The organism is Streptomyces sp. NPDC020742 (assembly GCF_040641675.1).
GTDB lineage: Bacteria > Actinomycetota > Actinomycetes > Streptomycetales > Streptomycetaceae > Streptomyces.
Map to the genome: position 1 here is coordinate 258035 of NZ_JBFAEA010000006.1, position 26982 is coordinate 285016.

Sequence of the window (26982 nt, forward strand, 5' to 3'; positions counted from 1 at the left end):
CAGCATTCCTTGCTTGTGGCCCTCATACCCCGCTTCTTACCGTGGATTCGACCGCGGGTGACGATCAGTGACGACAGGTCACCCGCACGGTCCCCTGAGGAAGCGGAGGGATAGTTCTGTGCCGACGCGTCGTACGCCGCTCCCCCGGCGCTTTCTGGTCTGCGCCCCCGAACACTTCGACGTCCACTACGCCATCAACGCCTGGATGCGCGAGGGCACCCGGGTCGACCGGGCACTCGCCGCCCGCCAGTGGGAGACCCTGATCCGCGCCTACGGCGACCACGGGCACACCGTGGAGTCCGTGGCGCCCGTCCCCGGCCTGCCGGACATGGTCTTCGCGGCGAACGCGGCGGTGGTCATGGGCGGCCGGGTCTTCGGCTCGCTCTTCCACGCCCCCCAGCGGCGCGGCGAATCCGTCGCGTACGAGACCTGGTTCAAGGCCGCCGGGTTCGACGTCTACCGGCCCGAGGCGGTGTCCGAGGGCGAGGGCGACCTGGTCCCGGTCGGCCGCTATCTGCTGGCCGGCACCGGCTTCCGCACCACGCGGGCCGCCCACGACGAGGCCCAGGAGTTCTTCGGCGCCCCGGCGATCAGCCTCCGCCTAGTGGACCCGCTCTTCTACCACCTGGACACCGCGCTGTTCGCCCTGGACGACGAGAACATCGCGTACTACCCCGACGCCTTCTCACCGGGCTGCCGGGAGGTGCTCGCCCGGCTCTTCCCCGAGGCGGTCGTCGCCACCCGGGACGACGCGCTGGCCTTTGGCCTCAACTCCGTCTCCGACGGCCGGCACGTCTTCATCGCCCCGCAGGCGACCGGCCTGATCGACCAGCTCGCCGACCGCGGCTACGTCCCCGTCCCCGTCGACCTGTCGGAGTTCCACAAGGCCGGCGGCGGCATCAAGTGCTGCACCCAGGAGATCCGTTCATGACTGCTCCCGCCCGTACCGCACCCGCCCGCGCCGCCCGCTCGTCCGCCGAGCTGATCCGGGCCGAGGCGCCGGTCCTGGCGCACAACTACCACCCGCTGCCGGTGGTGGTGGCGCGCGCCGAAGGCGTCTGGGTCGAGGACGTCGAGGGGCGCCGCTACCTCGACATGCTGGCCGGCTACTCCGCGCTCAACTTCGGCCACCGGCACCCGGATCTGATCGAGGTCGCACACCGCCAGCTCGACCAGCTGACGCTCACCTCCCGCGCCTTCCACAACGACCGGCTGGCCGGCTTCGCCGAGGGCCTGGCCGAGCTGACCGGCCTGGACATGGTGCTGCCGATGAACACCGGCGCCGAGGCGGTGGAGAGCGGCATCAAGGTCGCCCGCAAATGGGCGTACGACGTCAAGGGCGTGCCCGCGGACCGGGCGACCATCGTGGTGGCCGGTGGCAACTTCCACGGCCGGACCACCACCATCGTGGGCTTCTCCGACGACGAGGACGCCCGGGTCGGCTTCGGCCCCTTCGCCCCCGGCTTCCGCACCGTCCCGTACAACGACCTCGCCGCCCTGGAGGCGGCGGTGGACGAGACCACGGCCGCGGTGCTGATCGAGCCCATCCAGGGCGAGGCGGGCGTGCTCATCCCCGACGACGGCTACCTCACCGGCGTACGCGAGCTGACCCGGCGGGCCGGCTGCCTGTTCATCGCCGACGAGATCCAGTCCGGCCTCGGCCGCACCGGCACCACCCTGGCCGTCGAGCACGAGTCCGTCGTCCCCGACGTCCTGCTCCTCGGCAAGGCGCTCGGCGGCGGCATCGTGCCGGTCTCCGCGGTCGTCGCCCGCCGTGAGGTGCTCGGGGTGCTGGGCCCGGGCCAGCACGGCTCCACCTTCGGCGGCAACCCGCTGGCCGCCGCCGTCGGTTCGGCCGTCGTCGAGCTGCTGGCCACCGGCGAGTTCCAGCGCCGCGCCGCCGAACTGGGCGAGCAGCTGCGCACCGGCCTGGCCGCGCTGACCGGCAAGGGCATCACCGCCTTCCGCGCCCGCGGCCTGTGGGCCGGCGTCGACATCGACCCCGCGCTCGGCACCGGCCGGGAGGTCAGCGAACGCCTGATGCGGGAGGGCGTCCTGGTCAAGGACACCCACGGCTCGACGATCCGGCTCGCCCCGCCGCTGACCATCACCGGCGAGGAGCTGGACACGGCGCTGGGAAGCCTGGAGCGGGTGTTGCTGCACAAGTCGGCGGGGCCTGCCCGGTGACCGCTGGCCCGGTGCCTCGGTGATCCGGTGAGCTGGCGAGCTGGCGAGCTGGCGAGCTGGCGAGCTGGTATCTCGGTGATCCGGGGACCTGCTGCCCCGGCGCCCCGTCGTAGAACGCCGTCCCGCTCGGAAACCCGCACCGGGCGGCGGGCTCGGGGCCGTGCCCAGGGGGAACCCCCGGTCCGGCCCCGGGCGTTCCACCGGACATGTGGAGCATCGTGTGGCACATCGCGGCCGCCGCAGCGGCGCTGGGCGCGGCCCTGTTCCTTGCCGACCGCGCCCTGTTATGGATGGAGCGCCGGGGCTGGGTCTACTGGCGGAAACGCAAGAGCCTGCTGTCCATCGGGGCCGACATGGTGCAGGACATCGACCCGGCCGCCCGGGCCGCCCGGCAGGCCATGGAGCAGGAGCGGGTACGCAAGAACGTCCGGCCGGCCGAGGAGCCGCCCTTCCACGTCGACCTGGACTCCGGGGTGGTGCGCATCCACGGCGGGGACACCCCGCAAGCGCAGCGGTCCCCACGCACCTGACCTGACGCCCCCGGCCCGCGCCGGTGGCACCCCACCGCCTGCCCGCTCACTCCGCCGGGCCCACCGCCGCCAGCAGGCTCGCGGCGGCGCTGCGCGCCTGCCGGGCCGCTCCCGGCTCCCCCGTGAGCGCGGCGGTGGTGATCGCCCCGTCGACCAGTAGCGCCAACTGCCCACCGATCTGCTCCGGTTGGGCCTGTCCGGCCGGCAGGGCGTCCCGGACGAGCCCGGACAGATACGTCCGCAGCGCCCGCTTGTGCTCCCGGGCCGTGCGGCCGACCGCGTCCGAGGCCGCCCCCAGCTCCCCGTAGGAGTTGATGAAGGCGCAGCCACGGAAGCCGGGCTCGGTGAACCAGTCGTGCAGCCAGTCGAAGACCGCGAGGGGGCGCGCCGCGGGACCGTCGGCGTGCGCGTCGACGTACTCCGCGAGCGCGGCACGCCAGCGGGTGTCCCGGCGGCGCAGATACGCCTCGACGAGGTCCTGCTTGGCGGGGAAGCACCGATAGAGCCGCTTGAGCGACACCCCGGCGGCGGTGCGCAGTTCATCCATGCCGACGGCCTGGATCCCGCGCGCGTAGAACAGCCGCTCCGCGGCGTCGAGTATCCGCACGCGGGCGTCGTCGTGGTCCGGATCGGAGTGCACGGCACCTCCGGGCTTGCAGGAGAACGGTCGTTCTCTACACTAGCCGACGCAAGGAGAACGACCGTTCTCCCGCTGTAGCGCCGCGCGAAGGAGCCCGCCATGGCACCCCGTCCGCCCCTCCCCCCGTTCGACGAGCCGAGCGCACGCCAGAAGGTGCAGGCCGCCGAGGACGCCTGGAACACCCGCGATCCCGAATGCGTCGCCCTCGCCTACACCGAGGACTCGGTCTGGCGGAACCGCGACACCTTCCTCACCGGCCGGGACGAGATCGTCGCCTTCCTGCGCCAGAAGTGGGCCCGCGAGCGGGACTACGCACTGCGCAAGGAGCTGTGGTCGTACAGCGGCAACCGCATCGCGGTGCGCTTCCAGTACGAGAGCCGTGACGCCACCGGCCAGTGGTGGCGCAGCCACGGCAACGAGCTGTGGGAGTTCGACGAGCAGGGGCTGATGCGGCGCCGCGAGGCCGGCATCCACGACGTCCCGATCACGGAGGCGGAACGGCGGATCTTCGGCCCCCGCCCGGAGGAGGAGCGGGGGCGTCCGCTGCCGTTCCGCTGACCGCCCCGAACGGTCCCGTGGAGCCGCGAACTCTCCGTTCCGGAGCCCCACATGAGGGCGTGCGGAATGCGGAGTGATGCGGAGTGATGCGCTCGGCTATGCCGTCCGTACGAGCAAGGAGCGGTTCGGCCGGTGGCCACGTGGGGGTGTTTCGCCTCCTCCGGGCGCGGGAACGAACTCTGTACCGAACCAATGGGCTGCCCATCCCTCCTCGGGGATGCGCAGCCCGCGGTTTTTTCTGTGCCGTGTGGTCTGTGGTGATGGTGCCCCGGAACGGGATCTCGGGAGAGCCCCCACAGAAGGGTTCCACATGAGTACACAGCTTGTTCAGCCGTCGTCGCAGGAGCTGTTGCGGGCAGCGGACCTCCTCGACGGGGCGCGGCCGGCCGCCGAGGCGAGGCAGATGAGCCCGGCGGCGGCACCCGCCCTCATGGCCGTCTCGTCCATCCCCGTCGGCACCAACCCGGTCGGGCTGGCGTTCATCCCCAACGGCAACCTCTACGTCGCCAACTCCGGTTCGAGCAACGTGCAAACCATCGACACCGCCACGGACACCGTCATCGGCGCTGCGATCCCGACCGGCACCACGCCGGCCTGGCTGACCGTCGCCCCCAACGGCAACGCCTACGTCCCCAACAACATCTCGAACAACGTGACGGTGATCGACACCAGCACCAGCACCGTCATCGCCACGATCCCCCTCAGCGGCGGGCCCGCCGCGGCGGCGGTCATCCCCAGCGGCAACGTCTACGTGAGCCGCTTCGGGGCGAACAGCGTGCAGGAGATCGACACCACCACCAACACCACCGTCGGCGCCGCGATCCCCACCGGCAGCGGGCCGGTCGGGATCGCGGTCGCCCCCAACGGCAAGGCCTACGTCGCCAACCGGAACGCGAACAGCGTGACGGTGATCAACACCGCCACCGCCGCCGTCATCACCACGATCCCCGGCCTCAACCAGCCAAACTTCGTGGCGATCGGCCCCAACGGCAACGCCTACGTCGCCAACATCGGGTCGAACAACGTGTCCGTGATCGACACGACCACGGACACGGTCATCACCACGATCCCCGTCGGCACCAACCCGTGGGGCATCACGGTCGGCCCGGACGGCAACGCCTACACGGCCAACCGGGGGTCCAACAACGTGTCGGTGATCGACACCACCACCAACACCACCATCGGCGCCCCGATCTCCGTCGGCAGCCAGCCGGTCGCGCTGGTGGTCGCGCCCAACAACAAGGTCTACGTCAGCAACATCGCCTCGGCCAGCGTCAGCGTCATCCAGTTCCCCCCGACGCTGACCAGCATCAACCCCACCCAGGGACTCACCACCGGCGGCACGGCGGTGACGCTCACCGGCACCAACCTGACCGGGGCGAGCGTCGACATCGGCGGCAACCCCGCCACCGGGGTGAGCGTCAACGCCACCGGTACGCAGCTCACCGCCACCACCCCGCCCGGGGTGCCCGGTCCCGCGGACGTCACCGTCACCACCCCCGGTGGCAGCGCCACTCTGGTGAACGGCTTCACCTACGTGCTGCCCGTCCACGCCACCTCGCTGACCGCGACCCCGGCGCTGGCGAAGCTGTTCCCGCCGCACGTGTACTTCCCGTTCCTGACCGCCACCCTGACCGACGAGGTCACCGGATATCCGGTGGCCGGTCAGCCGATCACCTTCACCGCCGGCAGCCACGTCCTGGGCATCGCCACCACGGACGCCCAGGGCGTCGCGCGGGTGAACGAGACGCTCACGCTGTCGCTGATCCTCCTCAACGGCGGCTATGACGTCACCTTCGCCGGTGCGACCACCCCGTGGGCGATCCTGTCCCCGTCCAGCGCCCACGCGGAGGTCATCGAGCCCTGATCGTCGCGTAGGTCACCGGCCGGCCGCTCCGGCGGCGTCCACGGGCGGCGGCTGCTCCGATGGTGGTGTCACCCTTGGAGCCGCCGCTCCGTCGAGGGGTGGAAGAGCCCACCCGACCTGCTCAGGCAAGAGCGCCGCCCGTCCGGCTTGTCCGGCGGGCGGCGCTCGGGCCTCAACCGCGCGCCATGATCTCCCCGAGGACGGCGACGCCCTCCGCGATCTCCCCCGGTGAACGCGCCGCATAGCCGAGCACCAGGCCCGGCCGGTACGGGCGCTGGGCGTGCCAGGACAGGGGCTGGACCTTCACTCCACGGGCGAGTGCAGCGGCGGCCAGGTCCGTATCGGAGGGCCCCGCGCCGTCGTGGTCGAAGGTGAGCGTCAGGTGCAGGCCGGCCGCGGCACCGTGCACGGTGGCGCCCGGCAGCCGGGTGCGGATCGCCTCGATCATGGCGTCGCGGCGGCGCCGGTGGCGTTGGCGCGCCAGTCGCAGCCGGCGCTCCAGCTCCCCCGATTCCATCAACCGGGCCAGCACCAGCTGCGGCAGTACGGCGTTGCCGAGGTCGGCGAACCGCTTGGCCTCCACCAGCGCCTCCCGGTGCGCCGCCGGCGCGAGCAGCCAGCCCACCCGCAACGCGGGGGCCAGCAGCTTGGAGACGCTCCCGGCGTAGCAGACCCGCTCGGGCAGCAGGGAGCGCAGCGCGGGCACCGGCGCCCGGTCGTAGCGGTGCTCGGCGTCGTAGTCGTCCTCCACGATCAGCCCGCCGTCCACTCCCCCGTCCGTCGCCCAGCGCATCAGCTCCCGCCGCCGGCCGCCCCCGAGCACCACCCCCGTGGGGAACTGATGGGCCGGGGTGAGCAGCACGGCCCGCGCCCCGCTCGCCCGCAGCGCGTCGACCCGTACCCCCTCGTCGTCGACCGGCACCGGGGGCGTCGCCAGGCCCCAGTGGGTCAGGTGCTGGCGTACGCCCAGCGAACCCGGTTCCTCCACCGCGATCTCGCGGATGCCGGCGCGGGAGAGCACCTGCGCGAGCAGCCCGAGTCCCTGCGCGGTACCCGCGACGATCAGCACCTCGTCCGGGTCCGCGCCGATCCCCCGGTTACGGGCCAGCCAGTGGGCCACCGCCTGCCGCAGCGCCGGTGCGCCCCGTGGATCGCCGTACCCGAAACCGTCCGCGGGCAGGTCCGCCAGGACCGCGCGCTCGGCCCGCAGCCAGGCCGCCCGGGGGAACGCGGCCAGGTCCGGCACACCGGGCGAGAGGTCGATCCGGGCCGGTGCGGCCCGCAGCGCATCGAAGACGTCCGCGTCGGGCGGCGCCGCGAACGGAGCGGCGAACGGGGCGGCGAACGGGGCTGCGAACGGGGCGGCGGAATGCGCGGTCCCCGCACGCGCCATGTCCGTACGCGCCATGTCCGCCCGCGCCGTATCCACGACTGCCCGCGCCGAATCTACGTCTGCCCGCGCCGGATCCACATCCGCCCCCGCCGCTGGCGTCCTCCGCCCGCTCATCAGGGGCACCGGCGCAGCCACCACGACCGTCCCACCCCGCCCTCGGCCGGCCAACTGGCCGTCGGCGCCCAGCCGTTGGTACGCCTCGGTCACCACCCCGCGCGACACCCCCAGCTCCGCGGCGAGCACCCGGGTGGCCGGCAAGCGGGTCCCCACCGGCAGCCTGCCGTCGGCGATGGCCCGCCGCAGCTGCGCGGCGAGCCAGTCCGAGCGCCCTCCCACGGGCGCCTGACCCATGTCGAGCTGGAGGAAGTCGGAGCACCCGGTGGTCCCCGTCCGACTTATGGACCCCTCGAAGCGCGCGTCTTTGGATCTGTGCACCGGTCCATTGTCTGCGTCACCGTGGTCCCATGCCGACGCCCACCACCCCGAACACCCGCTACATCCACGGATATGCGCCCCATGAGGCCAACCGCCTCGGCGACCAAGCCGACACCCTCGCCGACCTGCTGCACGCCGGTACGGCGTACCCGCCCGGCAGCCGGGTGCTGGAGGTCGGCTGCGGGGTCGGCGCACAGACCGTGCACCTGGTCCGCAGCAGCCCCGGCGCGCGGATCACCGCGGTCGACCTGTCCGCGCCCTCGCTCGCCCGCGCCCGCGCCCAGGTCACCTCCCAGGCACCGGACGCCGATGTCACCTGGCAGCAGGCCGACCTCCACCACCTCCCGCACCCCGACGGGCACTTCGACCACCTCTTCGCCTGCTTCGTGCTGGAGCACCTCGGCGATACGCCACGGGCGCTGGCCGAAATGCGGCGGGTACTGCGCCCCGGCGGCTCGCTCACCGTGATCGAGGGTGACCATGGATCGGCGTTCTTCCACCCGGACAGCGAACACGCCCGCGCGGTTATCGGGCACCAGGTACGACTCCAGTCATCGGCCGGCGGAAACGCCCTGCTCGGGAGGGAGTTGGCGCCTCTGCTCCGCCACAGCGGCTTCACCGGGGTCACCGTCCGCCCCCGCACGGTCTACGCCGACCACACCCGTCCCGCCCTGGTCGACGGCTTCACCCGCCGGACCTTCATCGCCATGATCGAGTCCATCCGGGACACCGCCCTGACCGCCGGCCTCACCACGCCCTCCGCCTGGGACCGCGGCATCGCCGACCTCCACCGCACCACGGAGGACGACGGCACCTTCCACTACACGTTCTTCAAGGCGACGGCGGTCCGTCCGCGGCCCTGACAGGTGACGGTGACGGTCCTTCCGCGGCCCTGACGGCCGATGGTTGCGGTCCCTCCGCGGCCCTGACGGCCGATGATTGCGGTCCCTCCGCGGCCCTGACGGCCGATGATTGCGGTCCCTCCGCGGCCCTGACGGGCGACGGCGGTGATCCGTCCACGGATGCGCCGCCCGGGGCGCACCGCCGCAGCGCCGGCAGCTTGCCGGCCGTCTCCTCGTCGGCCGGCATGCACGCGAACAGCTTGATGCCGGGGGCGTCCATCGCCGCGAGCTTCACATAGTCGAAGGTCAGCCGCCCGACGTGGGGGTGGTCGAACCGCCGCCGGCTGCTGCCGAACTCCGCGATGTCATGCGCCTCCCACCAGGTACGGAACTCCGCGCTCGCCTCCCGCAGTCCGCTGGTGAGCTGCTCCTGCCGCGGGTCCCCGAAGCACTGCTGGGCGTCGGCCCGGAACTGGGCGACCAGGTTCCGCGCCTGCTCCTCCCAGTCGGCCAGCAGCGTCCGCAGGGACGGGTCCATGAACACCAGCCACAGCAGGTTGCGTTCGGCCGGTTCCAGCTGGCCGGGGTCGCCGATCAGCCCGGCCTCGGCGCGGTTCCAGCCCACCAGGTCCCAGTTGGCGTCGAGCAGGTACGCGGGGTGCGGCTCCAGCGCGTCCACCAGCCGCTGGAGCGCGGGCCCCGGGCCGCGGCCCGGCCGCTGCTCCGGAAGCGGCACCCCGGCCAGCCCGAAGAGGTGCCGGCGCTCGACCGAGCTGAGCATCAGGGCGCGCGCCAGGCTGGTGACGACCTGCCGGCTGACGGTGATGTCGCGGGCCTGTTCCAGCCAGGTGTACCAGGTCACGCTGACCCCGGAGAGCTGGGCGACCTCTTCGCGCCGCAGGCCCGGGGTGCGGCGGCGGGGTCCGGCGAGGATGCCCGCCGCCTGGGGGGTGAGCCGCTCCCGCCGCGCGCGCAGAAACTCCGCCAGGCGGCGCCGCCTTTGCTCATCAGCCATCGTCGCTCCCGTTCGCCGCGGACCGCAGGGTGCCGACCGGGTACCGGCCGGGTGAAGGCGGGCCCGCGTGGGGCCCGAGCGGGTGTGCCCGAGTGGGCGCCCGCGTGGAGGCACCGCAGGTAACCGCACGTACCGGGTGGTACTGGGAACACCAGCATAAGCGGTCTCTGTACGGCCGCCCGGGGCTGTTCAACGCTTACCGCATGACCCAGACTCCACCTTCAAGTCCCGCCGGAACACGGTCCGTTCGGGTGCGGCCGGCGCCGGCACAGGCAGGGCCGCCGTCCGGTGCGGGCGGGGGCGCGGCCCCCTGGCGGGCCCTGGCCATCGTGCTGGCAGGGGCCTTTATGGCGGTGCTCGACACCTTCATCGTGCTGGTCGCCGCCCCCGCCATACAGGCCGATCTGCACGCCTCCGACGCCGACGTCCAGCTCGTCCTGGCGGGCTATCAACTCACCTACGCCATGGCACTGATCACCGGTGCCCGCCTCGGTGACCGCTTCGGCCGCAAGCGGCTCTTCCAGGCCGGGATGGCGCTGTTCACCCTGTCCTCCGTGGCCTGCGCACTGGCACCGGACGCCGCCGGCCTGATCGCTGCCCGGCTGGTCCAGGGCCTGAGCGCGGCGGCGATGTTCCCCCAGGTCTTCGCGATGATCCAGGTGCTGATCCCGGCCGCGCAGCGCCCCAAGGCGTTCGGCGTGCTGGGCGCGGTCATCGGCATGGCCACGATCGCGGGGCAGTTGCTCGGCGGGGTGTTGATCTCCGCTGACCTGTTCGGCTCCTCGTGGCGCCCGGTGTTCTGGGTCAATGTGCCCGTCGGCCTGGTGACGCTGCTGCTGGCCGCGTTGTTCGTTCCGGAGAGCCGCGCACCGGAGGCCCGGCGGCTGGACCTGCCCGGTGCGCTGGTGCTCACCGTGGCGCTGTTCCTGCTGGTCGTGCCCGTGGTGGAGGGGCGGTCGTACGGCTGGCCGTGGTGGACCTGGCTCAGCCTGGCCGGCAGCGTGCTGGCGTTCGCCGGGTTCGTACGGGTCGAGCGCGGGGTGGGCGCCGCCGGGGGCGCGCCGCTGGTGCAGTTGTCGCTGCTGCGCCGGCGCCCGTTCGCGGCGGGCCTGGGCCTGGTCGTCCTGGCCTACGCGGGGATCAACTCCTTCTTCCTGGTGCTGTCGCTGACCCTGCAGGACGGGCTGGGACGGGACCCGCTGGGCGCCGGACTGGTGTACACACCGCTCGCGGTGGCCTTCTTCACCGCCAGCCTGATCGCCGGCCGGCTCGCCCGCTTCGGGCGCCGGGTGCTGCAACTCGGCGCACTGACCGGCGCGCTGGGCTTCGCCGGCACCGCCGTCCTGGCCGTCCACTCCGGTGCCGCGCTGACCGCCTGGGAGCTGACACCGGCGCTGGCCCTGATCGGTGCGGGCAACGGGCTGCTGGTCACTCCGCTACTGAACGCCGTCGTCTCCCAGGTCGGGCCGCAGCAGGTGGGGATGGCCTCCGGCCTGCTCTCCACCGGACAGCAGGTCGGCGGCGCGGTCGGGGTGGCGCTCATCGGCGTCCTCTACTACGGCGCGCTCGGCGGCGCCGCGCACCACGACGTCGCCGCGTACGGGCACGCGCTGACCGCCGCGGTGCTCTTCAACCTCGCCCTCGCGGCCGCGGTCTCCGCCCTGCTGCCACTGCTGCCACTGCTGCCGGACACCGGCACACGGCGGGGCGGGAGCGGGGACGGGTCGTAGTCCGGGCCGGGGACGGGGACGGGGCAGGAACGGGGCGTAGTCCGGGCCGGGGACGGGTCGTAGTCCCGGACGGGTGGGGGCGGGGGCGGGACGGGGCACGGCAGGGTCCCAGCGGGAAGGGCCCGGGCGGGGCAGCGCGGGGCAGCGCGGGGCAGCGCGGGGCAGCGCGGGGCAGCGCGGGGCAGCGCGGGGCAGCGCGGGGCAGCGCGGGGCAGCGCGGGGCAGCGCGGACCGGGCGCGGAGGAACCCGTTCCGCATCCCGTCCACAGAAATGTCACCAACGCCGTTGCGTATGCGCCGACTTGGCGTATCTTGGAATGAGCGTTCCGAGTTATCTCCAGGCGAGATCCGGGGCGAGCGGGACGCCGTTGGCACAGACGCGCCCCCACGGAAACGGAAGGAGCAGGCCCGCCATGCCCGACATCAAGCACTTCAACCCCGACCTCGTACTCGACGACGCCATCGAGGTCTTCTGGCGCCAAGGCCTGCCCACTACCGGCATCCAGGCCCTGGTGACCGCGACCGGCATCAGCCGCTCCAGCCTCTATGCGACGTTCGGCAACAAGGACGGTCTCTACACCGCGGCGCTGGCCCGCTACATAGCGCAGCACTCGGTACCGGCCTTCGCCCGGCTCGCCTCCGCGGGCTCGGGGCTCACCGCCATCGAGGAGTTCTTCGGCGGGCTGATCGAGGTGCGGTGCACGGGCCCGGTCGCCGGCTGGGGCTGCATGGTCACCAATGCCCACGCCGGCCCCGAGTGCGCCGCCCCCGATGTCCGCACCCTCCTAGAGGACCACCACGCCACCCTCCAGGCTGCGCTGCGCTCGGCCCTGGCCACCGCCGCCGACCTGGGGCACCTCCACCCGTCCACCGACCTCGACCAGGCCGCCGCGGTGCTGGCGACCCTCGCCTACGGCGTCAATCTGCGCTCCCGCGCCGGCGCCGACGCCCGGTCGCTGACCGACACGGTGACCGCCGCCCTCGCCCCGCTGCGCGCCCTTCCGACCCCACAGGAGCAGCCCGCACCATGACCCTTCGCGACGAACTCACCACGTTCTTCCGCACCCACTACCCCGAACTCCCGGCCGAGGCCCGTGCGGTGATGGACCGCGCCGGCCGCGACCTCGCCGCTTCCGGCCAGGCTGCCCGGGCCCGCCAGGTGGGCGATACGGCCCCCGGCTTCCGTCTGCCGGACGCGACCGGCGCGACGGTAGCCCTGGCCGACCTGCTCTCCTCCGGCCCCGTCGTGCTCACCTTCTACCGCGGCGCCTGGTGCCCGTTCTGCCATATCGCGCTGCACGCCCTCCAGGAGCAGCACGCCGCGATCACCGAGCGGGGCGCGCGGCTGGTGGCGGTCTCCCCCCAGATCCCCGACGAGTCCCTCACCCTCACCGAGAAGCACTCACTCGCCTTCGACGTGCTCAGCGACGTCGGCTCGGACACCGCCCGAGAGTACGGACTCGCCTTCGACCTGCCCGAGGACCTGGCGGAGCTCTACGACTCCTTCGGCTTCGATCTGCGGCGGGTCAACGGCGGCCACCCCCGCACGCTCCCGCTGCCCGCCACCTACGTCATCGGCCGGGACGCGACCATCCGGTGGGCCTTCATAGCCACCGACTACACCGCGCGCGCCGAACCGTCCGAGATCCTCGCGGCTCTCGACGCCCTGCCCTCCGCCTCCTGACGCCGCACGGAACCCGGCCCTCCGGCAGGGAAGACGATCACGCGCCATGCGGTGCCCAACTCGCCGTCATCCCCCCATAGGCCCCCGCGTCCGGGAGCGCTATCGTCGGTTTTCCAGGAACGTAACGGGGGAGGCAGCCGCCGATGGCGCAGGACGATGCGGTGATCGGCTGTACGGGCGTACTGCTGATCGGCACCCGCGGGCCCGCCGGCCCCGGTGAGGTCCTGGTGCGGATCAGGGGAGGCTCCGAAGCCTTTCTCGCCTGGTCCGCCGAGCCCCTTCCCGTAGGGGCCACCGTGCTTGTGATCGACTCCCGTGGCCATCGCCAGGTCGACGTCATGGAGTGGGCCGATCCGTTGGACGCGTTGCCCGGCGATGCCGGCAACGCCGGCTGAGGAGACAAACGATGTTCGGTTACCGCGTTCCCGCCCCCGACCAGGCGATGCTGATCTCGGGAGGCAGGCGGGGCCAGGGCGGCGCGCCCTTCCGGGTCGTGACCGGCCACGGCAAGTTCGTACTGCCGGTCTTCCGCAAGGTGCGCTTCCTGACGCTGGCGATGTGCGAGGCAGAGGTCGCGGAGACCTGTGTGACCCGGCAGGGCATCGCCCTCACGGTCCGCGCCGTGATCGCGTTCAAGGTCGGCAACGACACCGAGAGCGTGGTCAACGCCGGCCAGCGCTTCCTGTCCGACCAGGACCAGATGTCGGTGCTGACCGGCCGGATCTTCGCCGGCCACCTGCGCTCCATCATCGGATCGATGACGGTCGAGGAGATCGTCACCGAACGGCAGAAGCTGGCCACCGAGGTCCTGGAGACCTCCAAGACGGAGATGGCCAAGATCGGCCTGATCGTCGACTCGCTGCAGATCCAGTCCATCGACGACGGCGACACCGGCTACATCGAAGCGATGTCCGCCCCGCACAAGGCGGCCATCCAGCGCCAGGCGCAGATCGCCCAGGCGCAGGCCACCCAGGCTTCGGTCGAGGCGCAGCAGGAGGCCGCCCGTAATCAGGCCGAATACTCCCGGCAGACCGCCGTGGTGCAGGCCGAGTACTCCGCCGAGGTGGACCGCGCCCAGGCGCACGCCGCCCAGGCCGGTCCGCTCGCCCAGGCCCACGCCCAGCAGGAGGTGCTGGCCGCCCAGACCGAGCTGGCCGAGCGCCGGGCCCAGCTGCGCCAGCAGGAGCTGGTGGCCGAGGTGGTCAAGCCCGCCGAGGCGGAGGCCGCGCGGATCAAGCTGCTGGCGACGGCCGAGGCCGAGCGGATGAAGATCCAGGCCGAGGCCGCCGCCTCGCACGACCGGGTGGCCCTGGACCGGATGCTGATCGACCAGCTGCCGCAGATCGTCAAGGAAGCCTCCGCGGGCCTGGCCAACGCCAACGTCAACGTCCTCAACGGCACCGACGGCCTCGGCGAGATCGCCGCCGGCCTGGTCGGCCAGGGCCTGACGATCCTGGACTCGGTGCGCCGCAACCTCGGCACCCCCGATGCCGCGGGCAGCACCGGCGGCAAGGACAACGGCTCCGCCTCCTCCTCGTCCCAGGGCCACAGCGGCCGGGTCGAGATCGAGTAGCCGCCGGAGCGGCGCTGGCCGCTGACGGCAGCGGCCAGGGCCGCACAGCGCAACGGAACAGAACGGAACGGAACGGAACGGAACAGCGCAACAGGGGTGAGGACGGTCCGCCGCCCTCACCCCTGCCGTTGCGCCCCGTGCCGTTCTCGGCGTGGTGGCCCGTGCCGTACTCGGCGTGGTGGCCCGTGCCGTTCGTGCCGTGGTGGCCCGTGCCGTTCCGCCCACACCCCGCCGCGCCGCTCTCCACCGTCACCCCGCTCCCGTAACGCCCTGGCCGCCCGGGCCGCCCTGCCGCCGCTACGGTTCCTCCTCCGCGTGCTTGTGGCGGGCCCAGGTCACCAGGTGGTCCAGCACGGCGACGGTGGTGGCGATGTCCGCGTCGTCGAAGTCGACGAGCACCTCGTGCAGGCTGGCCTGGATGGTGCGCTGGAGGCGGTGCAGGACGGCTCTGCCGTGCGGGGTGATGGCCACCTTGCGGGCCCGGCGGTCGAGCGAGTCCGGGGTGCGCTCGACCAGGTCCTGGGACTCCAACTGGCCGATCTGCCGGGTGACATGGGGCGGCTCGACCATCAGCAGGGCGGCCAGATCACCCACCCTGCTGACCCCTCCACTGTCCTCCAGGGCCATCAGCAGCCAGAGGTCGGAGCGTGCCGCCGTGACGCCCGCCCGGGCCGCCTGACGTTCGTGCGCCCGGGAGCGGGTGAGCAGGTAGGACAGCGTGGCCAGCACTCTTTGCAGTGCGGCGGTGGGGTCCTGGTCTCTTCCACGGTCCGGCATGCAGGCACTGTAGCGGCACCGGAAGAGCGAGATCCGTACTCCTGTGCGCACGCTGCGTAGGATTCCGCGCTCGCTTTGAGCCAACCTCGCAGGAGCCGTTCCCCACCCTTCCCACCCCGGTTCGGGGTGAGTTAGCGTCCCACTTAGTTGCTTAACTTAGGTAAGTAGCTGTCGGTGACAAGAGCAGCCGCACGACCGTCGACGACCGCCCGTCCCACCGCCCCCGGCCGGGGCCTGCGGGGCCCGCGGCGGGGCCGGCGCCGTGCGGCCGGGGTTCCCGTCACCGGCTTTCGGGTCCGGCACCCGGCGGCCGGTCCACGTGCGAACCCCGTAGAGGAGTGGCGCGACCCGCACCGTTCGCCACGGCAGACGCCGTGTCCCGATCGTGGAAGGACCAGTCGTATGACGACCGCAGAACGCATCGAGGGAAACCCCGGCACCGACCCGGGCGCGCGCCCCGCCGGCCTCGCCGTCCCGGCCGCCCGCGCCGCCGGCTGCCCCTTCGATCCGGCGCCGGAGGTCGAACGCGCTCGCCGCGAGGAGCCGGTCACCCGGGCCACCCTGTGGGACGGCTCCTCCTGCTGGCTGGTGACCCGCCATCAGGACGTACGGGCGGTCCTCGGCGACGCCCGGTTCAGCGCCGATCCGGCCCGCCCGGGGTTCCCCTTCCTGGCCGCCGGCGGACGCGAACTGCTCACCCGCATCCGGACGTTCATCCGCATGGACGACCCCGAGCACGCCCGACTGCGCCGGATGCTCACCGCCGACTTCATGGTCAAGAAGATGGAGGCGATGCGCCCCGAGGTGCAGGGGATCGCCGATCAGCTGCTCGACCGGATGACCGACGGCCAGGAGTCGGCCGACCTGGTCGCCGAGTTCGCGCTGCCGCTGCCGTCCCTGGTGATCTGCCTGCTGCTGGGCGTCCCCTACGAGGACCATGCGTTCTTCCAGGAGCGCAGCCGCATCGCGCTCAGCCTCCGCTCGACGGCCGAGGACGTGCGGACCGCCCAGGACGAGCTCCACCACTATCTGAGCGGACTCGCCGAGTCCAAACGGAAGGCACCGGACGACGGCATCGTCAGTCGGCTGGTCGCACGCGGCGAGCTGAGCGCCGACGAGATCGCCTCCATGGGGCGGCTGTTGCTGATCGCCGGGCATGAGACCACCGCGAACATGACCGCCCTGTCCACCCTCACCCTGCTCCGCAACCCCGAGCAGCTGGCCCGACTGCGCCAGGACCCGTCGCTGGTCAAGGGCGCCGTGGAGGAGCTGCTGCGCTATCTGACGATCGTGCACAACGGCGTGCCGCGGGTGGCCACCGAGGACGTCACCATCGGCGGGGTCACCCTCCGCGCCGGCGAGGGCGTGCTCTGCACGCTCAACTCCGCCAACCGCGACGAGGAGGTCTTCCCCGGCGGCGACGCCCTCGACGTGGGCCGCGACGCCCGCCGCCATGTGGCCTTCGGGTTCGGCGTCCACCAGTGCCTGGGCCAGCCGCTGGCCCGGGTGGAGTTGCAGATCGCCATCGAGACGCTGCTGGGCCGGCTGCCCGGGCTGCGGCTCGCGGTCCCCTTCGAGGAGATCTCCTTCCGGAACGACATGGGAATCTACGGCGTGCACACGCTCCCGGTCGCCTGGTAGCGCACCCGTTCCCTCCGCACCACTCGCGCCATCTGCACCACCCCTTCCCTCCACACCACCCGTTCCCTCTGCCCCCTTCCCTCCGCACCACCCGTTCCCTCCACACCACCCGTTCCTTCCGCACCACCCGTTCCGTCCGTACGACTTGGGAGAGAGATGCGCATTCACGCCGACCAGGACAAGTGCTGCGGCGCCGGAAGCTGTGTGCTGTCCGCGCCGGACGTCTTCGACCAGCGCGACGAGGACGGCATCGTCGTCGTCCTGGACGCCGAGCCGCCGGCCGACCTGCACGACGCGGTGCGCGAGGCCGCGGCCATCTGCCCCGCCGCCGCGCTCTCGGTGACCGACTGAGACCACCGCGCACCGGCCCCCGCGCACCCGCGGGGGCCGGCCCGCACCGCCCTACGGCTGCGGCACCAGCCCGTCCGCGACCAGTCCGGCCAGCACCGCCTCCCCTAGCGCCTGCACCGCGGACTGCGGCCGCACCATCACCGTGAACTCCTTGATCAGGCCCGCCTCGTCGTACTGCAGCAGATCGATGCCGTGGATCTGCTTGCCGCCCACGGTGGCCCGGAAGACCAGGACCGTGGAGTCGGCCGGATCGCCGTCGCTGCCCGCGCCGGCCGCCGTGCGTGCGCTGCCGGTCAGCTCGCCGACGTAACGGAAGTCCTCGAAGGTGCGCAGCAGCACCCCGAACAGCCCCAGCACCATCGGTCGCCCCTCGAAGGGCGTGAACTTCACCGGGCTGTAGAAGCGGATGTCCTCGGTGAACAGCCCCTCCAGCGCGCCCAGTTCACGTGCCTCCACCGCCGCCTTGAAGCGCTCCGCGGCCGTCGCCATGACAGGTCCTCTCTCCTCCGCCTCACCAAACAGTCACGGATATGATTAGTCACATTCTTGAGTATGGGAAGGGGCCGGGGCCATGGCTCTCAGGCACGCGGTGCTGGCGGCGCTACTGGACGGCGAGTACAGCGGCTACCAACTGGCCAAGGCGTTCGACGCCGGTGTCGCCCACTTCTGGCATGCGCTGCCGCAGCAGCTGTACGCCGAACTGACCCGACTGGAGGCGGCGGGGCTGGTCACCGGCCGCGAGGTGGTCCAGGAGACCCGCCCCAACAAGCGGCTGTTCCAGGTCACCGACGCCGGACTGGCCGAGCTGGAGCGATTCGCGGCGACCACCGCCAAACCGTCCTTCATCCGCGACGATCTGCTGGTCAAGGTGCAGGCCGTGGACCGGACCGGCACCACCGCGGTGATCGAGCAGCTCGACGAGCGCGGCCGGATCGCGGCGGCCAAGGCCGAGATCTTCGAGAAGCTCCTGGCCCGACTGCGCGGCGGGCGCGAGGAGGACGACTTCCTGGCCCGGGGCGCCCGGATCGGCCCGTACCTGACCTGTCTGCGCGGTCTGGCCTTCGAACGCGAGACCCGCGACTGGTGCGCACGGACCGCGGCCGTCCTACGGGAACGCGCCGCCGCGACCGGTCAACACCCCTGAGCCGCCCAGACATCACGGCGGCACGGCATCACGACGGCACGGCAGTACGGCGGTACGGCAGCGCAGCGGTACGGCGGCGGCCCGGCACCACTGCGGTAAGGCGGTAAGGCGGAAAGGCGATACGGCGGTACGGCGGAACTGCCCCACGCCCGCGGGGTCGTACAACGCTCGACGGATCGATTCACCAACACCCCTTCGTGTGACCGCGCACATCCCCGGCCGGGTGCATGGGCAGCTCACTTTCCGCACATACCGGAAATGGAAGGACGTCCCATGCGTCTTCGCCGCACCACCGCCGTCACCGCCACCGCCGTCGGCGCCCTCGCGCTCGCGCTGACCCTGCCCGCCGCCCCGGCCGGCGCCGCCACCGGCCCGTTCACCTACGTGTACCAGGACTCCGGCGGGCCGCACGTGGGACTGCTCTCGGATCCGCCCAGCCGGGAGTGCCTCACCCTCCCCGAGGTGGCCCCCGAGTTCATCCCGCCCGCCCACTCACCGCGGAACTACACCGACTCCACCGCGACGGTCTTCACCGGATCCGACTGCACGGGCGAGTACTTCACCCTCCGGCCGCACGGCGGGCACGCTTCCGAGCGGCTCAAGCTCCGTTCGGTGGTCTTCTCCTGACCGGCGCGGCCGGCTACTGACCCGAGGCGCTCCGCCCGCAGCCCGAGGCCAGCCGGCGCAGCGCCTCGGCCGACGGCGACCCCGGCTCGGCGTGGTAGGTGATCACCTGCTGGTCGGGGTCGGCGGGCAGGGTCAGGGTCTCGTAGGCGAGGGTGAGGCGGCCGACCCGCGGGTGCCGCAGGACCTTGACGCCGAACCCCTTGTCCTGGACGTCGTGCGCGGCCCACAGCTGTCGGAACTCGGAACTCCGCACGGAGAGCCGCCCGATCAGCGACGCCAGGGCCGGGTCGTCCGGATTGCGGCCCGCGTCGCGCCGTAGGTAGCCCACCACGTCGGCCGCCTTGGCGTCCCAGTTCTCGTACAGTTCGCGGGACTGCGGGTCCAGGAACACCGTCCAGGCGAGGTTGCGCCGTTCGACCGGCAGGGCGGCGACGTCCCCCAGCAGGGCGGCGGCGAGCGGGTTCCAGCCGATGATGTCCAGCCGCCGGCCGATGACGTAGGCGGGGACGTTCTCCATGGTGTCGATCAGTTGCTGGAGCGCCGGGCGGATCTGCTGGCGGGGTGCTGTCGGGCGCAGCCGGCGGGGCGCCGGGCGGGCGAGGTGGGTGAGGTGGTCGCGCTCGGCGGGGGTCAGTCGCAGCGCGGTGGCGATGGCGTCCAGTACCGCGGCCGAGACGTTCCGGCCGCGCCCCTGTTCCAGGCGGATGTAGTACGCGACGCTCACCCCGGCCAGTTGCGCCAGCTCCTCCCTGCGCAGCCCCGGCACCCGGCGCCGCCCGCCGTACTCCGGTAGCCCGACGTCGCCCGGCCGCAGTCGCGCCCGCCGGGAGCGCAGGAACTCGCTCAGCTCGGTGCGCTGGTCCAGAGCCGGGGCTCCCGACCGCTCGCTGGGCCGGAGGGTGGTCCTGTCAGTGGTAGGTACGCCGTGCATATGTTCAAGGGTGCACTGGTTAGGCAAACCGGAAGGTCGCATTCTCGGTGGCATGACCCACACCTCTGTCTCCGCGTACGCCGCACCCGCCCCGAAGGCACCACTGGAGCGGATCACGATTCCGCGCCGCGAGCTGGGTGCCCACGACATCCTCATCGAGATCAAGTACGCCGGCATCTGCCACTCCGACATCCACACCGTGCGCGGTGAATGGGGCGACGGCGGGGCCTTCCCGATCGTCCCCGGCCATGAGATCGCCGGTGTGGTCGCCGAGGTCGGCACCGAGGTCACCCGCTACCGGGCGGGCGACCGGGTCGGCGTCGGCTGCTTCGTCGACTCCTGCCGCGAGTGCGACAACTGCCGGGCCGGGCTGCAGCAGTACTGCACCGGTGAGCTCGGCATGGTCGGTACGTACAACGCCACCGGCCGGGACGGCGAGACCACCCACGGCGGTTACTCCACCCACCTCGTCGTCGACGAGAACTACGCCCTGCGCATACCGGAGAGCATCCCGCTGGACGCCGCGGCCCCGCTGCTCTGCGCCGGCATCACCCTCTACTCGCCGCTCGCCCACTGGAAGGCCGGCCCCGGCAAGAAGGTCGCCGTCGTCGGCCTGGGTGGCCTGGGGCACATGGGCGTGAAGATCGCAGCCGCGATGGGCGCGGAGGTCACCGTGCTCAGCCAGTCGCTGCGGAAGAAGGACGACGGGCTGCGGCTGGGCGCGGACCACTACCACGCGACCTCCGCCCCGGCCACGTTCGAGGCGCTGGCGGGCACCTTCGACCTGATCGTCAACACCGTCTCGGCGAACCTGGACCTCAACGCCTACCTCGGGCTGCTGCGCACCGGCGGCACGCTGGTCCAGGTGGGCGCCCCGGAGAACCCGCTGCCGGTCGCGGCGTTCGCGCTGATCTCGCAGCGGAAGTCGCTGGCCGGTTCGATGATCGGCGGCATCCCCGAGACGCAGGAGATGCTGGACTTCTGCGGCCGGCACGGGCTGTCCGCGGACATCGAGGTGATCAGCGCGGACCGGATCAACGAGGCGTACGAGCGGGTGCTGGCCAGCGACGTCCGCTACCGCTTCGTGATCGACGCCGCCACGATCTGACCGGCCGCTCCGGCTTTTAGGGCATTTCTTTCGCCCTAGGAGCACCCGCCCGGACACCCGCGCCCGGTGCACCCCACGAGGGTGCACCGGGCGCCGGGCATCGGGCCCTTCCGGGCCGTCCGGTCAGCCGGCCGAGGCCCGCGCGGCGAGCGGTGCCCCCTCGGTGGCCGGCACAACACCGGCGCCCGGCCGGGACGGCCACCACGCGGCCCGGCCCAGCAGGGTGAGGGCCGACGGCAGGATCATGGTGCGGATGACGAAGGCGTCCAGCAGGACCGCCGCCGCCAGGCTGAAGCCGATCTGCTTCATCTCGGCCAGGTGCAGGAACATATAGCTGGCGAAGACGGTGACCATCACCGCCGCCGCACTGGTGACGACCTTGGCGGAGGCGCCGATCCCGTGCAGCACGGCCTGCCGGGGCGCCACCCCGCGCAGCACCTCCTCCCGTATGCGGCTGACCACGAAGACCTGGTAGTCCATCGACAGGCCGAAGAGGATCACGAACAGGAACAGCGGCACCCGGGAGCCGATGGCCTGGGTCGCGGCGGGGTCGACGCCGAACAGCCAGCTGGCCAGGCCGTGTTGGAAGAAGACCACGACCAGCCCGAACGCCGCGGCGGCGGACAGCAGGTTGAGCAGCGCGCCGAGCAGCCCGATGACGACGGAGCGGAAGACCAGGGCCGTCATCACCAGCGTCAGCACCAGCAGCGCCCCGACCACCAGCGGCAGCTTGGCGTCCTGGTGGGCCAGGTAGTCCGTGTCGTGGGCGACGTCCCCGCTGACCGCGAACCGCGCGCCGGGCACCTGTCCGACGGTGGCCGGCAGATAGCGGGTTCGCAGCCGGTCGAGCGACGCCCGCGCCTCGGGTGAGCTGACCTTGTGCGGTGTCGACAGGTCCATGGTGGTGGTGCGGTGGTCACCGGAGGTCCGTACGCGCGGGTCCGTGCCCTTGGCGTAGAGCGGATCGGCCGCCGCCCGCGCGCTGAGCGTCCGCAGTGCCTTGGCCACCTCCGGCGACCGGCCGGCCGGGGCACGGACCACGATCTGGTGCTGGACCCGCAGGTCAGGGAAGGCCCCGGTGAGCCGGTCGTACGCCTGCATCGCGGGGATCTCACGGGAGTGGCTGTCGTCGTTGAGGACCCGCAGCTGCATCCCCAGGGCGGGCGCGGCCAGCGCCAGCATCGCCAGCACGGAGAGGCAGAGCGTGGCGGCCGGGTGGGTGCGGGCCGGCCTCAACAGGGCGGTCCAGACCCGGCCGTTGCCCGCCGCCCGGGCGTCCGCCGCACGCCGGCGGGACGTCGGCTGCCCCCGGCGCACCGCCCGCCGCTCGGCCCGCCGGGCGAGGACGACCAGCAGCGCGGGCAGCGCGGTCAGCGAGCTGAGCACCGCGGCCAGCACCACGATGACGGTGCTGGTGGCGAGCGAGGAGAAGACCACATCGGTGGCCAGATAGAGCGTGGCGGTGGAGACCACCACCGCGAAACCGGAGACCACTATCGCCCGGCCGGAGGTGGCGGCCGCCAGCTCCACCAGCGCCTCGGGCCCCAACCGGCCGCCGCTGCGGGCCCGTTCCTCGCGCTCCCGCTTGAGGTAGAAGAGCGTGTAGTCGACCCCGACGGCCATGCCGATCAGGATGATGACGTTGTTGCCGACCCCGGCGTCCGGCAGGACGTGCGAGACCACCATCGACAGGCCCATGGCCGCCGCGATCGAGGTCAGCGCGAGCACCAGCGGGACCGCCGCCATCAGCACCGAGCCGAACACGGCCAGCAGGGTCAGCAGGGTGACCGGCAGGGCGAGCGCCTCGGAGAGGGCCAGGTCCTGGTCGCGCTGGGTGTCCAGGCCCACCGAGATCGACGGACCGCCGACCTCCTCCACCCGTAGCTCCGGATGGCCGCGCTGGGCCGCCGCGGTCTGCGCGGCCAGCGGCGCGACATGGTCCTTGCCCTCCGCCTCCGGGCCCTTCATGGTCACCGCGACCCGCAGCCGCTGCCCGTCGGCCGAGCGGACCGGGGGCGCGACCCCGGCCACCTCCGGCAGCTTCGCCATCCGGGCGGTGATCTCGCGTACCACCGCCCCGGCCGCGGCCCGGTCCAGCGGACCGGACCGGGCGGAGATCAGCACCTGCTCGACCGCCGCATGGTCCAAGTGCCCCTCGGCGGCCAGGGTTTCGGCGCGGCCCGCTTCGCCGACGCGGTAGTCCGCCGGCGTGGCCTTGTGGGTGCCCAGCGCGGAGCCCACCCCCAGGCACAGCACCACGAACGCCAGCCATCCGGCCAGCGCGCGCCAGGGACGGCGGGCGCTCCACACCGCCAGGCGCACGGTCGCCGGCCGCCCCTCCTTCCTCCGCTCCCCCCTCGGCCGGTCCGGCCCGGGCCGTTCGTGCACCGTCACGTCCATCTGCCCGGCTCCTTCGACATTGCGTCGCCCCCCAGTGGTGCGGGTGTAAGTTTTGAGTTACATGTCAGCGAAGAATTACAGGTGTCTGACTGCGCCGTCAACCGTAAGATTGCGATGGCCGGAGGGCGGCGGACCGGCTTGACAGTCCGTCGGGGCGTGCGAAAACCTCCGCTGACAGGTGTCCGAAACGGCGAGAAGGTGGGCCATGAACAGCGAAGAGCTGCTGGCCCTGCTGTCCGCCGTGGGCCATGCGCAGCGGCTGCGGGTGATCGGCGAGCTGGCCGGCGGCCGGCTCTACGTCAGCGAGCTGGCCCGCCGGCTGGAGATGTCCCGGCCGCTGCTCTACATGCACCTGGACCGGCTGGAGAAGGCCGGTCTGGTGGTGGGGCGGCTGGAGCTGTCCGAGGACGGCAAGGCGCTGAAGTACTTCGAACTCACGCCGTTCGAGCTGAAACTGAACGTGGCCACCGTCCTCGCCGCCCTTCGGGAGGACGGGGCCGCGGTGGCGACATCGGAGGAACGACCCTAGGGGGGCGCTTACATGGCCAGCACCATCATCCCGATCTCCATCCTCTTGATCGTCTTCGCCTCGGTCACCACGATCGTGGCGTCGTACTTCAAGCTGCAGCGGCACCGCGCGGACGCCGCGGCGCTGGCCGAGTACCGCAAGCTCGCCGAGCGGGTCACCGCCCAGCAGGAGACGATGAGCGCGCAGTTGGCGGAGCTCGGGGACCGGGTCAAGGCGGTGGAGAAGCTGCTGCACAGCGTCGGCTGAGGCGGCCCGGCCGGAGTTCCCGCGGAGCCGGTCCGCCCCGGCCCCGCCCCGAGGTCCCGCAGCAGATTTTCCCCATCGCCCGGCAACCCCCGCGGTCGCCGTACGTCGTCACGGGTGAGGGCGCCGGTCAGGCGCCCCCCGCCGACGAACGTGGAGCAGCCGACCGTGACGTCTCACCCCTCTCACCCCGCTTCCCCCTCTTCGCTGTCTTCTCCGTCCTCCCCGCCCCGCCCCTCCGCCCCGTCCGGCCGACGCGCGGCCGCCGGCGCCGGGCTGGTCGCGGCCGTGGCGCTGACCCTGCTGTCCGCGCCGGGCGCCGCGCACGCCGACGACCGGACGGGCGGCCACCGGCCGCCCACCGCCCCGGCGGCCACCGCCAGCCCCGTCCCCTCCGCCAGCCCCACCTCCCCGGGCGGCCCCCGGCCGACGCCGGTACCCACCCGCCCGGGCCCGCGCCCGTCCGCCACCCCGCCCCACCCGGGCGCCACCCCGCCCCCGACCCCCGGGCACAGCGCCACGCCCACCCAGCCGCCCGGCACCGGCAGCAGCAGAAGCGGAAGCACCGGAAGCGGAACCGGGAGCGGCAAGGAACTGGCCCGTACCGGCGCCTCCTCCACCACCACGCTGGTGCTCGGGGCGAGCGCCGCGGCGCTGCTCGCCGCCGGCGGCGGCACCGTCCTCGCCGTCCGCCGCCGCCGCGGCTGAGGAAGCACCAGGCCAGAGGAACCGATGGAGTACTCCGCCGGACCGTTCGGCGCCCCGGTACGGCTCGCCCTGCCGGGGCCCCGGCCTGCCCTGTGGCGGCGGCTGCTGCGCACCGCCCGCCCGACGGCCGTCCACCGCGAACGCCCATACCGCGCCGACCCGTCGGGCCACCGCCCCGCGCACGGCCCGGACGCCCACGGTGCCACCCCGCCGCCCCTTGCCCGGCCCACGATCAGCGAGCTGTACCACGCGCACCGGCTCACCATGATCCGGCTGGCCGTGCTGCTCGTCGACGACCGCGCCACCGCCGAGGACGTCGTCCAGGACGCCTTCGCCGCGCTCTACAAGCGGCACGGCGAACAGCTCGACGAGGTCGACAACGCGCTGGCCTACCTGCGCACCGCGGTCGTCAACGCCGCCCGCTCGGTACTGCGGCGCCGGCGCACCGCCCGCGACTACACCCCGCCGTACGAGGCTGACGCACCGTCCGCCGAGGAGCGGATCGTGCTGGACGAGGAGCACCGCGAGGTCCTCGCCGCGCTGAGCGGCCTGACCGCGCGCCGACGGGAGGTCCTCGTTCTGCGCTACTGGTGCGACCTGACGGAGGAACAGATCGCCACGACGCTGGGCATCAGCCGCGGCGCGGTGAAGTCCCTCGCCAGCCGCGCCCTGGACTCGCTGGAGAAGATCTTGGAGGCGCGATCATGACCGGCCCCGGCACCGGGCCCGAGCGTCCCGTCGAGGAACGGCTGCGGCGGGCCCTGGCGGCGCGCGCGGAGAGCGTGGGCCTGGGCGACCTGCGACCCGCCGCGCCCCCGGTACCGCCGGCGCGCCGGCCCCGGCCCGCCGGTCCGCGGCGCCCCTGGCTGCGCCGGTTCGGGCTGCCGCTGGCCGTCGCCGCCACGGCCGCCGCCGTCGCACTCGGCCACCTGACGGCACGCACCGACGGCCCCCGACCGCGGCCCGCCCCGCCGGCCGCCCCGCCGAGCCCGGTCTCCCCCGGGCCGTCCCCGGACCGCTCCGGCCCGACCCCCCAGCCCTCATCGCCCGCGCCACCGGAACCGTCCGTTCCGCCCGGCCGCACCGCCGGCCCGGACGGCTCGCCCGCACCCGGCACCGGCTCGCACCGGCCACCCCGGACCACGTCCACCCCGACGGCCGTCCCGCCCGCCCCTCCGACGCACCCCCCGGGCCGCCATACCGGCGGGGACCCCAGCCCGTCCGCCGCAACGAGCACCACGGACCCGCCCGGCAGCAGCAACTCCCCCACCTCGGCGGCTGGTTGACCGGGCCGCCACACCGCCGCGAACGGGCGCCCCGCCGAACCGCGCCGCACCGGCCGGTCGCGGGGCCTGGGCACGTTAGCCGGGCGTTAGCCGTTCACCAACGCCCGAGCCGAAGGTCGGACACACGCCACCGTTCTGCGGGAGTTGCCATGCCGTCCGTCACCGCCGCCCGCCGGGCCCTCACCGCGGGTCTGACCGTCACCCTCGCCCTGGCACTGACCGCCGCCTGTCAGAACGGCCTCGGCAACCGCGCCGACGCACCGGCCACCGCCGTCTCGCCGGCCCCCGGCCCGCCGCACGGCGGCACCCCACCGACCGGCCCCGGCGGGCGGGTCGCCTGTACGCCGGAGATGCTCAGGTTCCATGCCGGCGCACCGCCCCGCACGGCCCACCGGATGCTGCTGACCGTCACCAACTACGGGTACCGGACCTGCGACTTCGCCGCTCAGGGCTACCCGCTGCTGCACTTCGGCGACGGCCGGCACCGGGCCGTACCGGTGATCGGGGACAGCCGGCCGCGGGCCGTGGTGCGACTCGCGCCCAACCGAAGCGCCTACGCCATGGTCCGCACCGGCACGGCCGGCGGGCGGCACCACACGGCGGGCCCGGCCGGCCGGCCGATCGCACAGTTCGGCATGGCGCTGAACGCCCGCGCCACCCCCGTCCAGGTGGGCCTGGACGGCCGCACCCCGGTCCGCGTCGACCCGCCGGCCGCCCGGGTCACCTACTGGCAGCCGAGCCGGGAAGCCGCCCTGAAGTGGTGACGGTCCCGGCGGCGCGCGG

At 73.1% G+C, this 26982-nt stretch carries 29 protein-coding genes; 22 read left to right on the top strand and 7 right to left on the bottom strand.

All coding sequences use genetic code 11. The annotated features are described in order from the left end of the window. Positions 1–118 precede the first annotated feature (118 nt). From ddaH to AB0G84_RS14335, 3 genes are all read left to right on the top strand, one after another. A complete protein-coding gene (gene ddaH / locus AB0G84_RS14325) occupies positions 119–931 on the top strand; it encodes a dimethylargininase (protein WP_361319662.1) in 813 nt (270 codons plus the stop codon). Continuing rightward, entirely contained in the window at positions 928–2187 is a 1260-nt protein-coding gene (gene rocD, locus AB0G84_RS14330; protein WP_361319665.1) for an ornithine--oxo-acid transaminase, read from the top strand. Before ddaH ends, rocD begins: the two co-directional genes overlap by 4 nt. Positions 2188–2393: 206 nt before the next feature. Then, positions 2394–2717 carry a hypothetical protein gene (locus AB0G84_RS14335; RefSeq protein WP_361319667.1) on the top strand — a complete coding sequence of 108 codons (324 nt, stop codon included), beginning with the start codon at positions 2394–2396 and terminating at the stop codon, positions 2715–2717. 46 nt (positions 2718–2763) lie between these two features. Here AB0G84_RS14335 and AB0G84_RS14340 read toward each other — a convergent pair whose 3' ends face one another. Further along, positions 2764–3357, bottom strand: a complete 594-nt coding sequence (locus tag AB0G84_RS14340) for a TetR/AcrR family transcriptional regulator (RefSeq protein ID WP_361319669.1) — start codon at positions 3355–3357, stop codon at positions 2764–2766. Between the two features lie 99 nt (positions 3358–3456). Here AB0G84_RS14340 and AB0G84_RS14345 point away from each other — a divergent pair, with 99 nt between their 5' ends. Together AB0G84_RS14345 and AB0G84_RS14350 are read left to right on the top strand one after the other, a co-directional pair. After that, the gene (locus tag AB0G84_RS14345; protein ID WP_361319672.1) at positions 3457–3915 is read left to right on the top strand and encodes a nuclear transport factor 2 family protein; all 459 of its coding nucleotides are present in this window, start codon (positions 3457–3459) and stop codon (positions 3913–3915) included. A gap of 310 nt (positions 3916–4225) precedes the next feature. After that, positions 4226–5782 (top strand): IPT/TIG domain-containing protein, encoded by a 1557-nt coding sequence (locus AB0G84_RS14350; RefSeq protein WP_361319675.1) that lies wholly within the window; start codon positions 4226–4228, stop codon positions 5780–5782. 172 nt (positions 5783–5954) lie between these two features. Here the strand turns inward: AB0G84_RS14350 and AB0G84_RS14355 are convergent, their stop codons facing one another. After that, positions 5955–7526: a PLP-dependent aminotransferase family protein gene (locus AB0G84_RS14355; RefSeq protein WP_361319959.1), complete on the bottom strand. Its 1572-nt coding sequence runs from the start codon at positions 7524–7526 to the stop codon at positions 5955–5957. A gap of 113 nt (positions 7527–7639) precedes the next feature. Between AB0G84_RS14355 and AB0G84_RS14360 the strand changes: the two genes are divergently transcribed. Beyond that, positions 7640–8473, top strand: coding sequence for a methyltransferase domain-containing protein (locus tag AB0G84_RS14360; RefSeq protein WP_361319678.1), 834 nt, complete (start codon positions 7640–7642; stop codon positions 8471–8473). On the opposite strand, the gene AB0G84_RS14365 is transcribed toward AB0G84_RS14360, so the two are convergent. Then, positions 8442–9467 (bottom strand): helix-turn-helix transcriptional regulator, encoded by a 1026-nt coding sequence (locus tag AB0G84_RS14365; protein WP_361319681.1) that lies wholly within the window; start codon positions 9465–9467, stop codon positions 8442–8444. The genes AB0G84_RS14360 and AB0G84_RS14365 overlap by 32 nt on opposite strands. A gap of 203 nt (positions 9468–9670) precedes the next feature. Between AB0G84_RS14365 and AB0G84_RS14370 the strand changes: the two genes are divergently transcribed. The 5 genes from AB0G84_RS14370 (at position 9671) to AB0G84_RS14390 (ending at position 14454) form a co-directional block, all read left to right on the top strand. Beyond that, positions 9671–11197 (top strand): MFS transporter, encoded by a 1527-nt coding sequence (locus AB0G84_RS14370; RefSeq protein ID WP_361319684.1) that lies wholly within the window; start codon positions 9671–9673, stop codon positions 11195–11197. A 413-nt stretch (positions 11198–11610) separates the two neighbouring features. Further along, positions 11611–12228, top strand: coding sequence for a TetR/AcrR family transcriptional regulator (locus AB0G84_RS14375; protein WP_361319687.1), 618 nt, complete (start codon positions 11611–11613; stop codon positions 12226–12228). Beyond that, positions 12225–12881, top strand: coding sequence for a peroxiredoxin-like family protein (locus tag AB0G84_RS14380; protein ID WP_361319690.1), 657 nt, complete (start codon positions 12225–12227; stop codon positions 12879–12881). Before AB0G84_RS14375 ends, AB0G84_RS14380 begins: the two co-directional genes overlap by 4 nt. 143 nt (positions 12882–13024) lie before the next feature. Next, entirely contained in the window at positions 13025–13276 is a 252-nt protein-coding gene (locus AB0G84_RS14385; RefSeq protein WP_361319693.1) for a hypothetical protein, read from the top strand. A gap of 11 nt (positions 13277–13287) precedes the next feature. Next, a complete protein-coding gene (locus AB0G84_RS14390; RefSeq protein ID WP_361319696.1) occupies positions 13288–14454 on the top strand; it encodes an SPFH domain-containing protein in 1167 nt (388 codons plus the stop codon). Between the two features lie 297 nt (positions 14455–14751). Here AB0G84_RS14390 and AB0G84_RS14395 read toward each other — a convergent pair whose 3' ends face one another. Further along, positions 14752–15231 (bottom strand): MarR family transcriptional regulator, encoded by a 480-nt coding sequence (locus tag AB0G84_RS14395; protein ID WP_361319699.1) that lies wholly within the window; start codon positions 15229–15231, stop codon positions 14752–14754. A gap of 402 nt (positions 15232–15633) precedes the next feature. On the opposite strand from AB0G84_RS14395, the gene AB0G84_RS14400 reads away from it, so the two are divergent. Further along, on the top strand, positions 15634–16872 hold the full coding sequence (locus AB0G84_RS14400) for a cytochrome P450 (protein WP_361319702.1): 1239 nt from the start codon (positions 15634–15636) through the stop codon (positions 16870–16872). Between the two features lie 156 nt (positions 16873–17028). Continuing rightward, positions 17029–17223, top strand: coding sequence for a ferredoxin (locus AB0G84_RS14405; RefSeq protein WP_361319705.1), 195 nt, complete (start codon positions 17029–17031; stop codon positions 17221–17223). 51 nt (positions 17224–17274) lie between these two features. On the opposite strand, the gene AB0G84_RS14410 is transcribed toward AB0G84_RS14405, so the two are convergent. Further along, positions 17275–17712, bottom strand: coding sequence for a nuclear transport factor 2 family protein (locus AB0G84_RS14410; protein WP_361319708.1), 438 nt, complete (start codon positions 17710–17712; stop codon positions 17275–17277). Positions 17713–17794: 82 nt separating this feature from the next. Between AB0G84_RS14410 and AB0G84_RS14415 the strand changes: the two genes are divergently transcribed. Beyond that, a complete protein-coding gene (locus AB0G84_RS14415) occupies positions 17795–18367 on the top strand; it encodes a PadR family transcriptional regulator (RefSeq protein WP_361319711.1) in 573 nt (190 codons plus the stop codon). A 273-nt stretch (positions 18368–18640) separates the two neighbouring features. Further along, positions 18641–18994 carry a hypothetical protein gene (locus tag AB0G84_RS14420; RefSeq protein WP_361319713.1) on the top strand — a complete coding sequence of 118 codons (354 nt, stop codon included), beginning with the start codon at positions 18641–18643 and terminating at the stop codon, positions 18992–18994. Positions 18995–19007: 13 nt separating this feature from the next. Here AB0G84_RS14420 and AB0G84_RS14425 read toward each other — a convergent pair whose 3' ends face one another. Continuing rightward, a complete protein-coding gene (locus AB0G84_RS14425) occupies positions 19008–19925 on the bottom strand; it encodes a helix-turn-helix transcriptional regulator (RefSeq protein ID WP_361319716.1) in 918 nt (305 codons plus the stop codon). A gap of 52 nt (positions 19926–19977) precedes the next feature. On the opposite strand from AB0G84_RS14425, the gene AB0G84_RS14430 reads away from it, so the two are divergent. Continuing rightward, positions 19978–21033 (top strand): NAD(P)-dependent alcohol dehydrogenase, encoded by a 1056-nt coding sequence (locus tag AB0G84_RS14430; protein ID WP_361319718.1) that lies wholly within the window; start codon positions 19978–19980, stop codon positions 21031–21033. Positions 21034–21156: 123 nt separating this feature from the next. On the opposite strand, the gene AB0G84_RS14435 is transcribed toward AB0G84_RS14430, so the two are convergent. Then, positions 21157–23433: an MMPL family transporter gene (locus tag AB0G84_RS14435; RefSeq protein WP_361319721.1), complete on the bottom strand. Its 2277-nt coding sequence runs from the start codon at positions 23431–23433 to the stop codon at positions 21157–21159. A gap of 205 nt (positions 23434–23638) precedes the next feature. On the opposite strand from AB0G84_RS14435, the gene AB0G84_RS14440 reads away from it, so the two are divergent. The 6 genes from AB0G84_RS14440 to AB0G84_RS14465 all read left to right on the top strand — a co-directional run bounded on the left by AB0G84_RS14440 (position 23639) and on the right by AB0G84_RS14465 (position 26963). After that, entirely contained in the window at positions 23639–23962 is a 324-nt protein-coding gene (locus tag AB0G84_RS14440) for a winged helix-turn-helix domain-containing protein (protein WP_361319724.1), read from the top strand. A gap of 12 nt (positions 23963–23974) precedes the next feature. Next, the gene (locus AB0G84_RS14445; RefSeq protein ID WP_361319727.1) at positions 23975–24208 is read left to right on the top strand and encodes a hypothetical protein; all 234 of its coding nucleotides are present in this window, start codon (positions 23975–23977) and stop codon (positions 24206–24208) included. 165 nt (positions 24209–24373) lie between these two features. Next, positions 24374–24913, top strand: a complete 540-nt coding sequence (locus tag AB0G84_RS14450; RefSeq protein ID WP_361319730.1) for an LPXTG cell wall anchor domain-containing protein — start codon at positions 24374–24376, stop codon at positions 24911–24913. Between the two features lie 24 nt (positions 24914–24937). Then, on the top strand, positions 24938–25621 hold the full coding sequence (locus tag AB0G84_RS14455) for a SigE family RNA polymerase sigma factor (RefSeq protein WP_361319733.1): 684 nt from the start codon (positions 24938–24940) through the stop codon (positions 25619–25621). After that, on the top strand, positions 25618–26199 hold the full coding sequence (locus AB0G84_RS14460; RefSeq protein ID WP_361319736.1) for a hypothetical protein: 582 nt from the start codon (positions 25618–25620) through the stop codon (positions 26197–26199). Before AB0G84_RS14455 ends, AB0G84_RS14460 begins: the two co-directional genes overlap by 4 nt. 149 nt (positions 26200–26348) lie before the next feature. Beyond that, entirely contained in the window at positions 26349–26963 is a 615-nt protein-coding gene (locus AB0G84_RS14465; RefSeq protein WP_361319739.1) for a DUF4232 domain-containing protein, read from the top strand. Positions 26964–26982 lie beyond the last annotated feature (19 nt).

Bases quoted from the DNA above. Each gene is read 5' to 3' on its own strand.
- AB0G84_RS14370 (WP_361319684.1), top strand. From the start codon at position 9,671: ATGACCCAGACTCCACCTTCAAGTCCCGCCGGAACACGGTCCGTTCGG.
- AB0G84_RS14455 (WP_361319733.1), top strand. From the start codon at position 24,938: ATGGAGTACTCCGCCGGACCGTTCGGCGCCCCGGTACGGCTCGCCCTG.
- AB0G84_RS14380 (WP_361319690.1), top strand. From the start codon at position 12,225: ATGACCCTTCGCGACGAACTCACCACGTTCTTCCGCACCCACTACCCC.
- AB0G84_RS14410 (WP_361319708.1), bottom strand. From the start codon at position 17,712: ATGGCGACGGCCGCGGAGCGCTTCAAGGCGGCGGTGGAGGCACGTGAA.
- AB0G84_RS14355 (WP_361319959.1), bottom strand. From the start codon at position 7,526: ATGGGTCAGGCGCCCGTGGGAGGGCGCTCGGACTGGCTCGCCGCGCAG.
- AB0G84_RS14445 (WP_361319727.1), top strand. From the start codon at position 23,975: ATGGCCAGCACCATCATCCCGATCTCCATCCTCTTGATCGTCTTCGCC.
- AB0G84_RS14345 (WP_361319672.1), top strand. From the start codon at position 3,457: ATGGCACCCCGTCCGCCCCTCCCCCCGTTCGACGAGCCGAGCGCACGC.
- AB0G84_RS14390 (WP_361319696.1), top strand. From the start codon at position 13,288: ATGTTCGGTTACCGCGTTCCCGCCCCCGACCAGGCGATGCTGATCTCG.
- AB0G84_RS14415 (WP_361319711.1), top strand. From the start codon at position 17,795: ATGGCTCTCAGGCACGCGGTGCTGGCGGCGCTACTGGACGGCGAGTAC.
- AB0G84_RS14375 (WP_361319687.1), top strand. From the start codon at position 11,611: ATGCCCGACATCAAGCACTTCAACCCCGACCTCGTACTCGACGACGCC.
- AB0G84_RS14435 (WP_361319721.1), bottom strand. From the start codon at position 23,433: ATGGACGTGACGGTGCACGAACGGCCCGGGCCGGACCGGCCGAGGGGG.
- AB0G84_RS14350 (WP_361319675.1), top strand. From the start codon at position 4,226: ATGAGTACACAGCTTGTTCAGCCGTCGTCGCAGGAGCTGTTGCGGGCA.
- AB0G84_RS14440 (WP_361319724.1), top strand. From the start codon at position 23,639: ATGAACAGCGAAGAGCTGCTGGCCCTGCTGTCCGCCGTGGGCCATGCG.
- AB0G84_RS14405 (WP_361319705.1), top strand. From the start codon at position 17,029: ATGCGCATTCACGCCGACCAGGACAAGTGCTGCGGCGCCGGAAGCTGT.
- AB0G84_RS14420 (WP_361319713.1), top strand. From the start codon at position 18,641: ATGCGTCTTCGCCGCACCACCGCCGTCACCGCCACCGCCGTCGGCGCC.
- AB0G84_RS14400 (WP_361319702.1), top strand. From the start codon at position 15,634: ATGACGACCGCAGAACGCATCGAGGGAAACCCCGGCACCGACCCGGGC.
- AB0G84_RS14465 (WP_361319739.1), top strand. From the start codon at position 26,349: ATGCCGTCCGTCACCGCCGCCCGCCGGGCCCTCACCGCGGGTCTGACC.
- AB0G84_RS14430 (WP_361319718.1), top strand. From the start codon at position 19,978: ATGACCCACACCTCTGTCTCCGCGTACGCCGCACCCGCCCCGAAGGCA.
- AB0G84_RS14460 (WP_361319736.1), top strand. From the start codon at position 25,618: ATGACCGGCCCCGGCACCGGGCCCGAGCGTCCCGTCGAGGAACGGCTG.
- rocD (WP_361319665.1), top strand. From the start codon at position 928: ATGACTGCTCCCGCCCGTACCGCACCCGCCCGCGCCGCCCGCTCGTCC.
- AB0G84_RS14365 (WP_361319681.1), bottom strand. From the start codon at position 9,467: ATGGCTGATGAGCAAAGGCGGCGCCGCCTGGCGGAGTTTCTGCGCGCG.
- AB0G84_RS14395 (WP_361319699.1), bottom strand. From the start codon at position 15,231: ATGCCGGACCGTGGAAGAGACCAGGACCCCACCGCCGCACTGCAAAGA.
- AB0G84_RS14360 (WP_361319678.1), top strand. From the start codon at position 7,640: ATGCCGACGCCCACCACCCCGAACACCCGCTACATCCACGGATATGCG.
- AB0G84_RS14385 (WP_361319693.1), top strand. From the start codon at position 13,025: ATGGCGCAGGACGATGCGGTGATCGGCTGTACGGGCGTACTGCTGATC.
- AB0G84_RS14335 (WP_361319667.1), top strand. From the start codon at position 2,394: ATGTGGAGCATCGTGTGGCACATCGCGGCCGCCGCAGCGGCGCTGGGC.
- AB0G84_RS14425 (WP_361319716.1), bottom strand. From the start codon at position 19,925: ATGCACGGCGTACCTACCACTGACAGGACCACCCTCCGGCCCAGCGAG.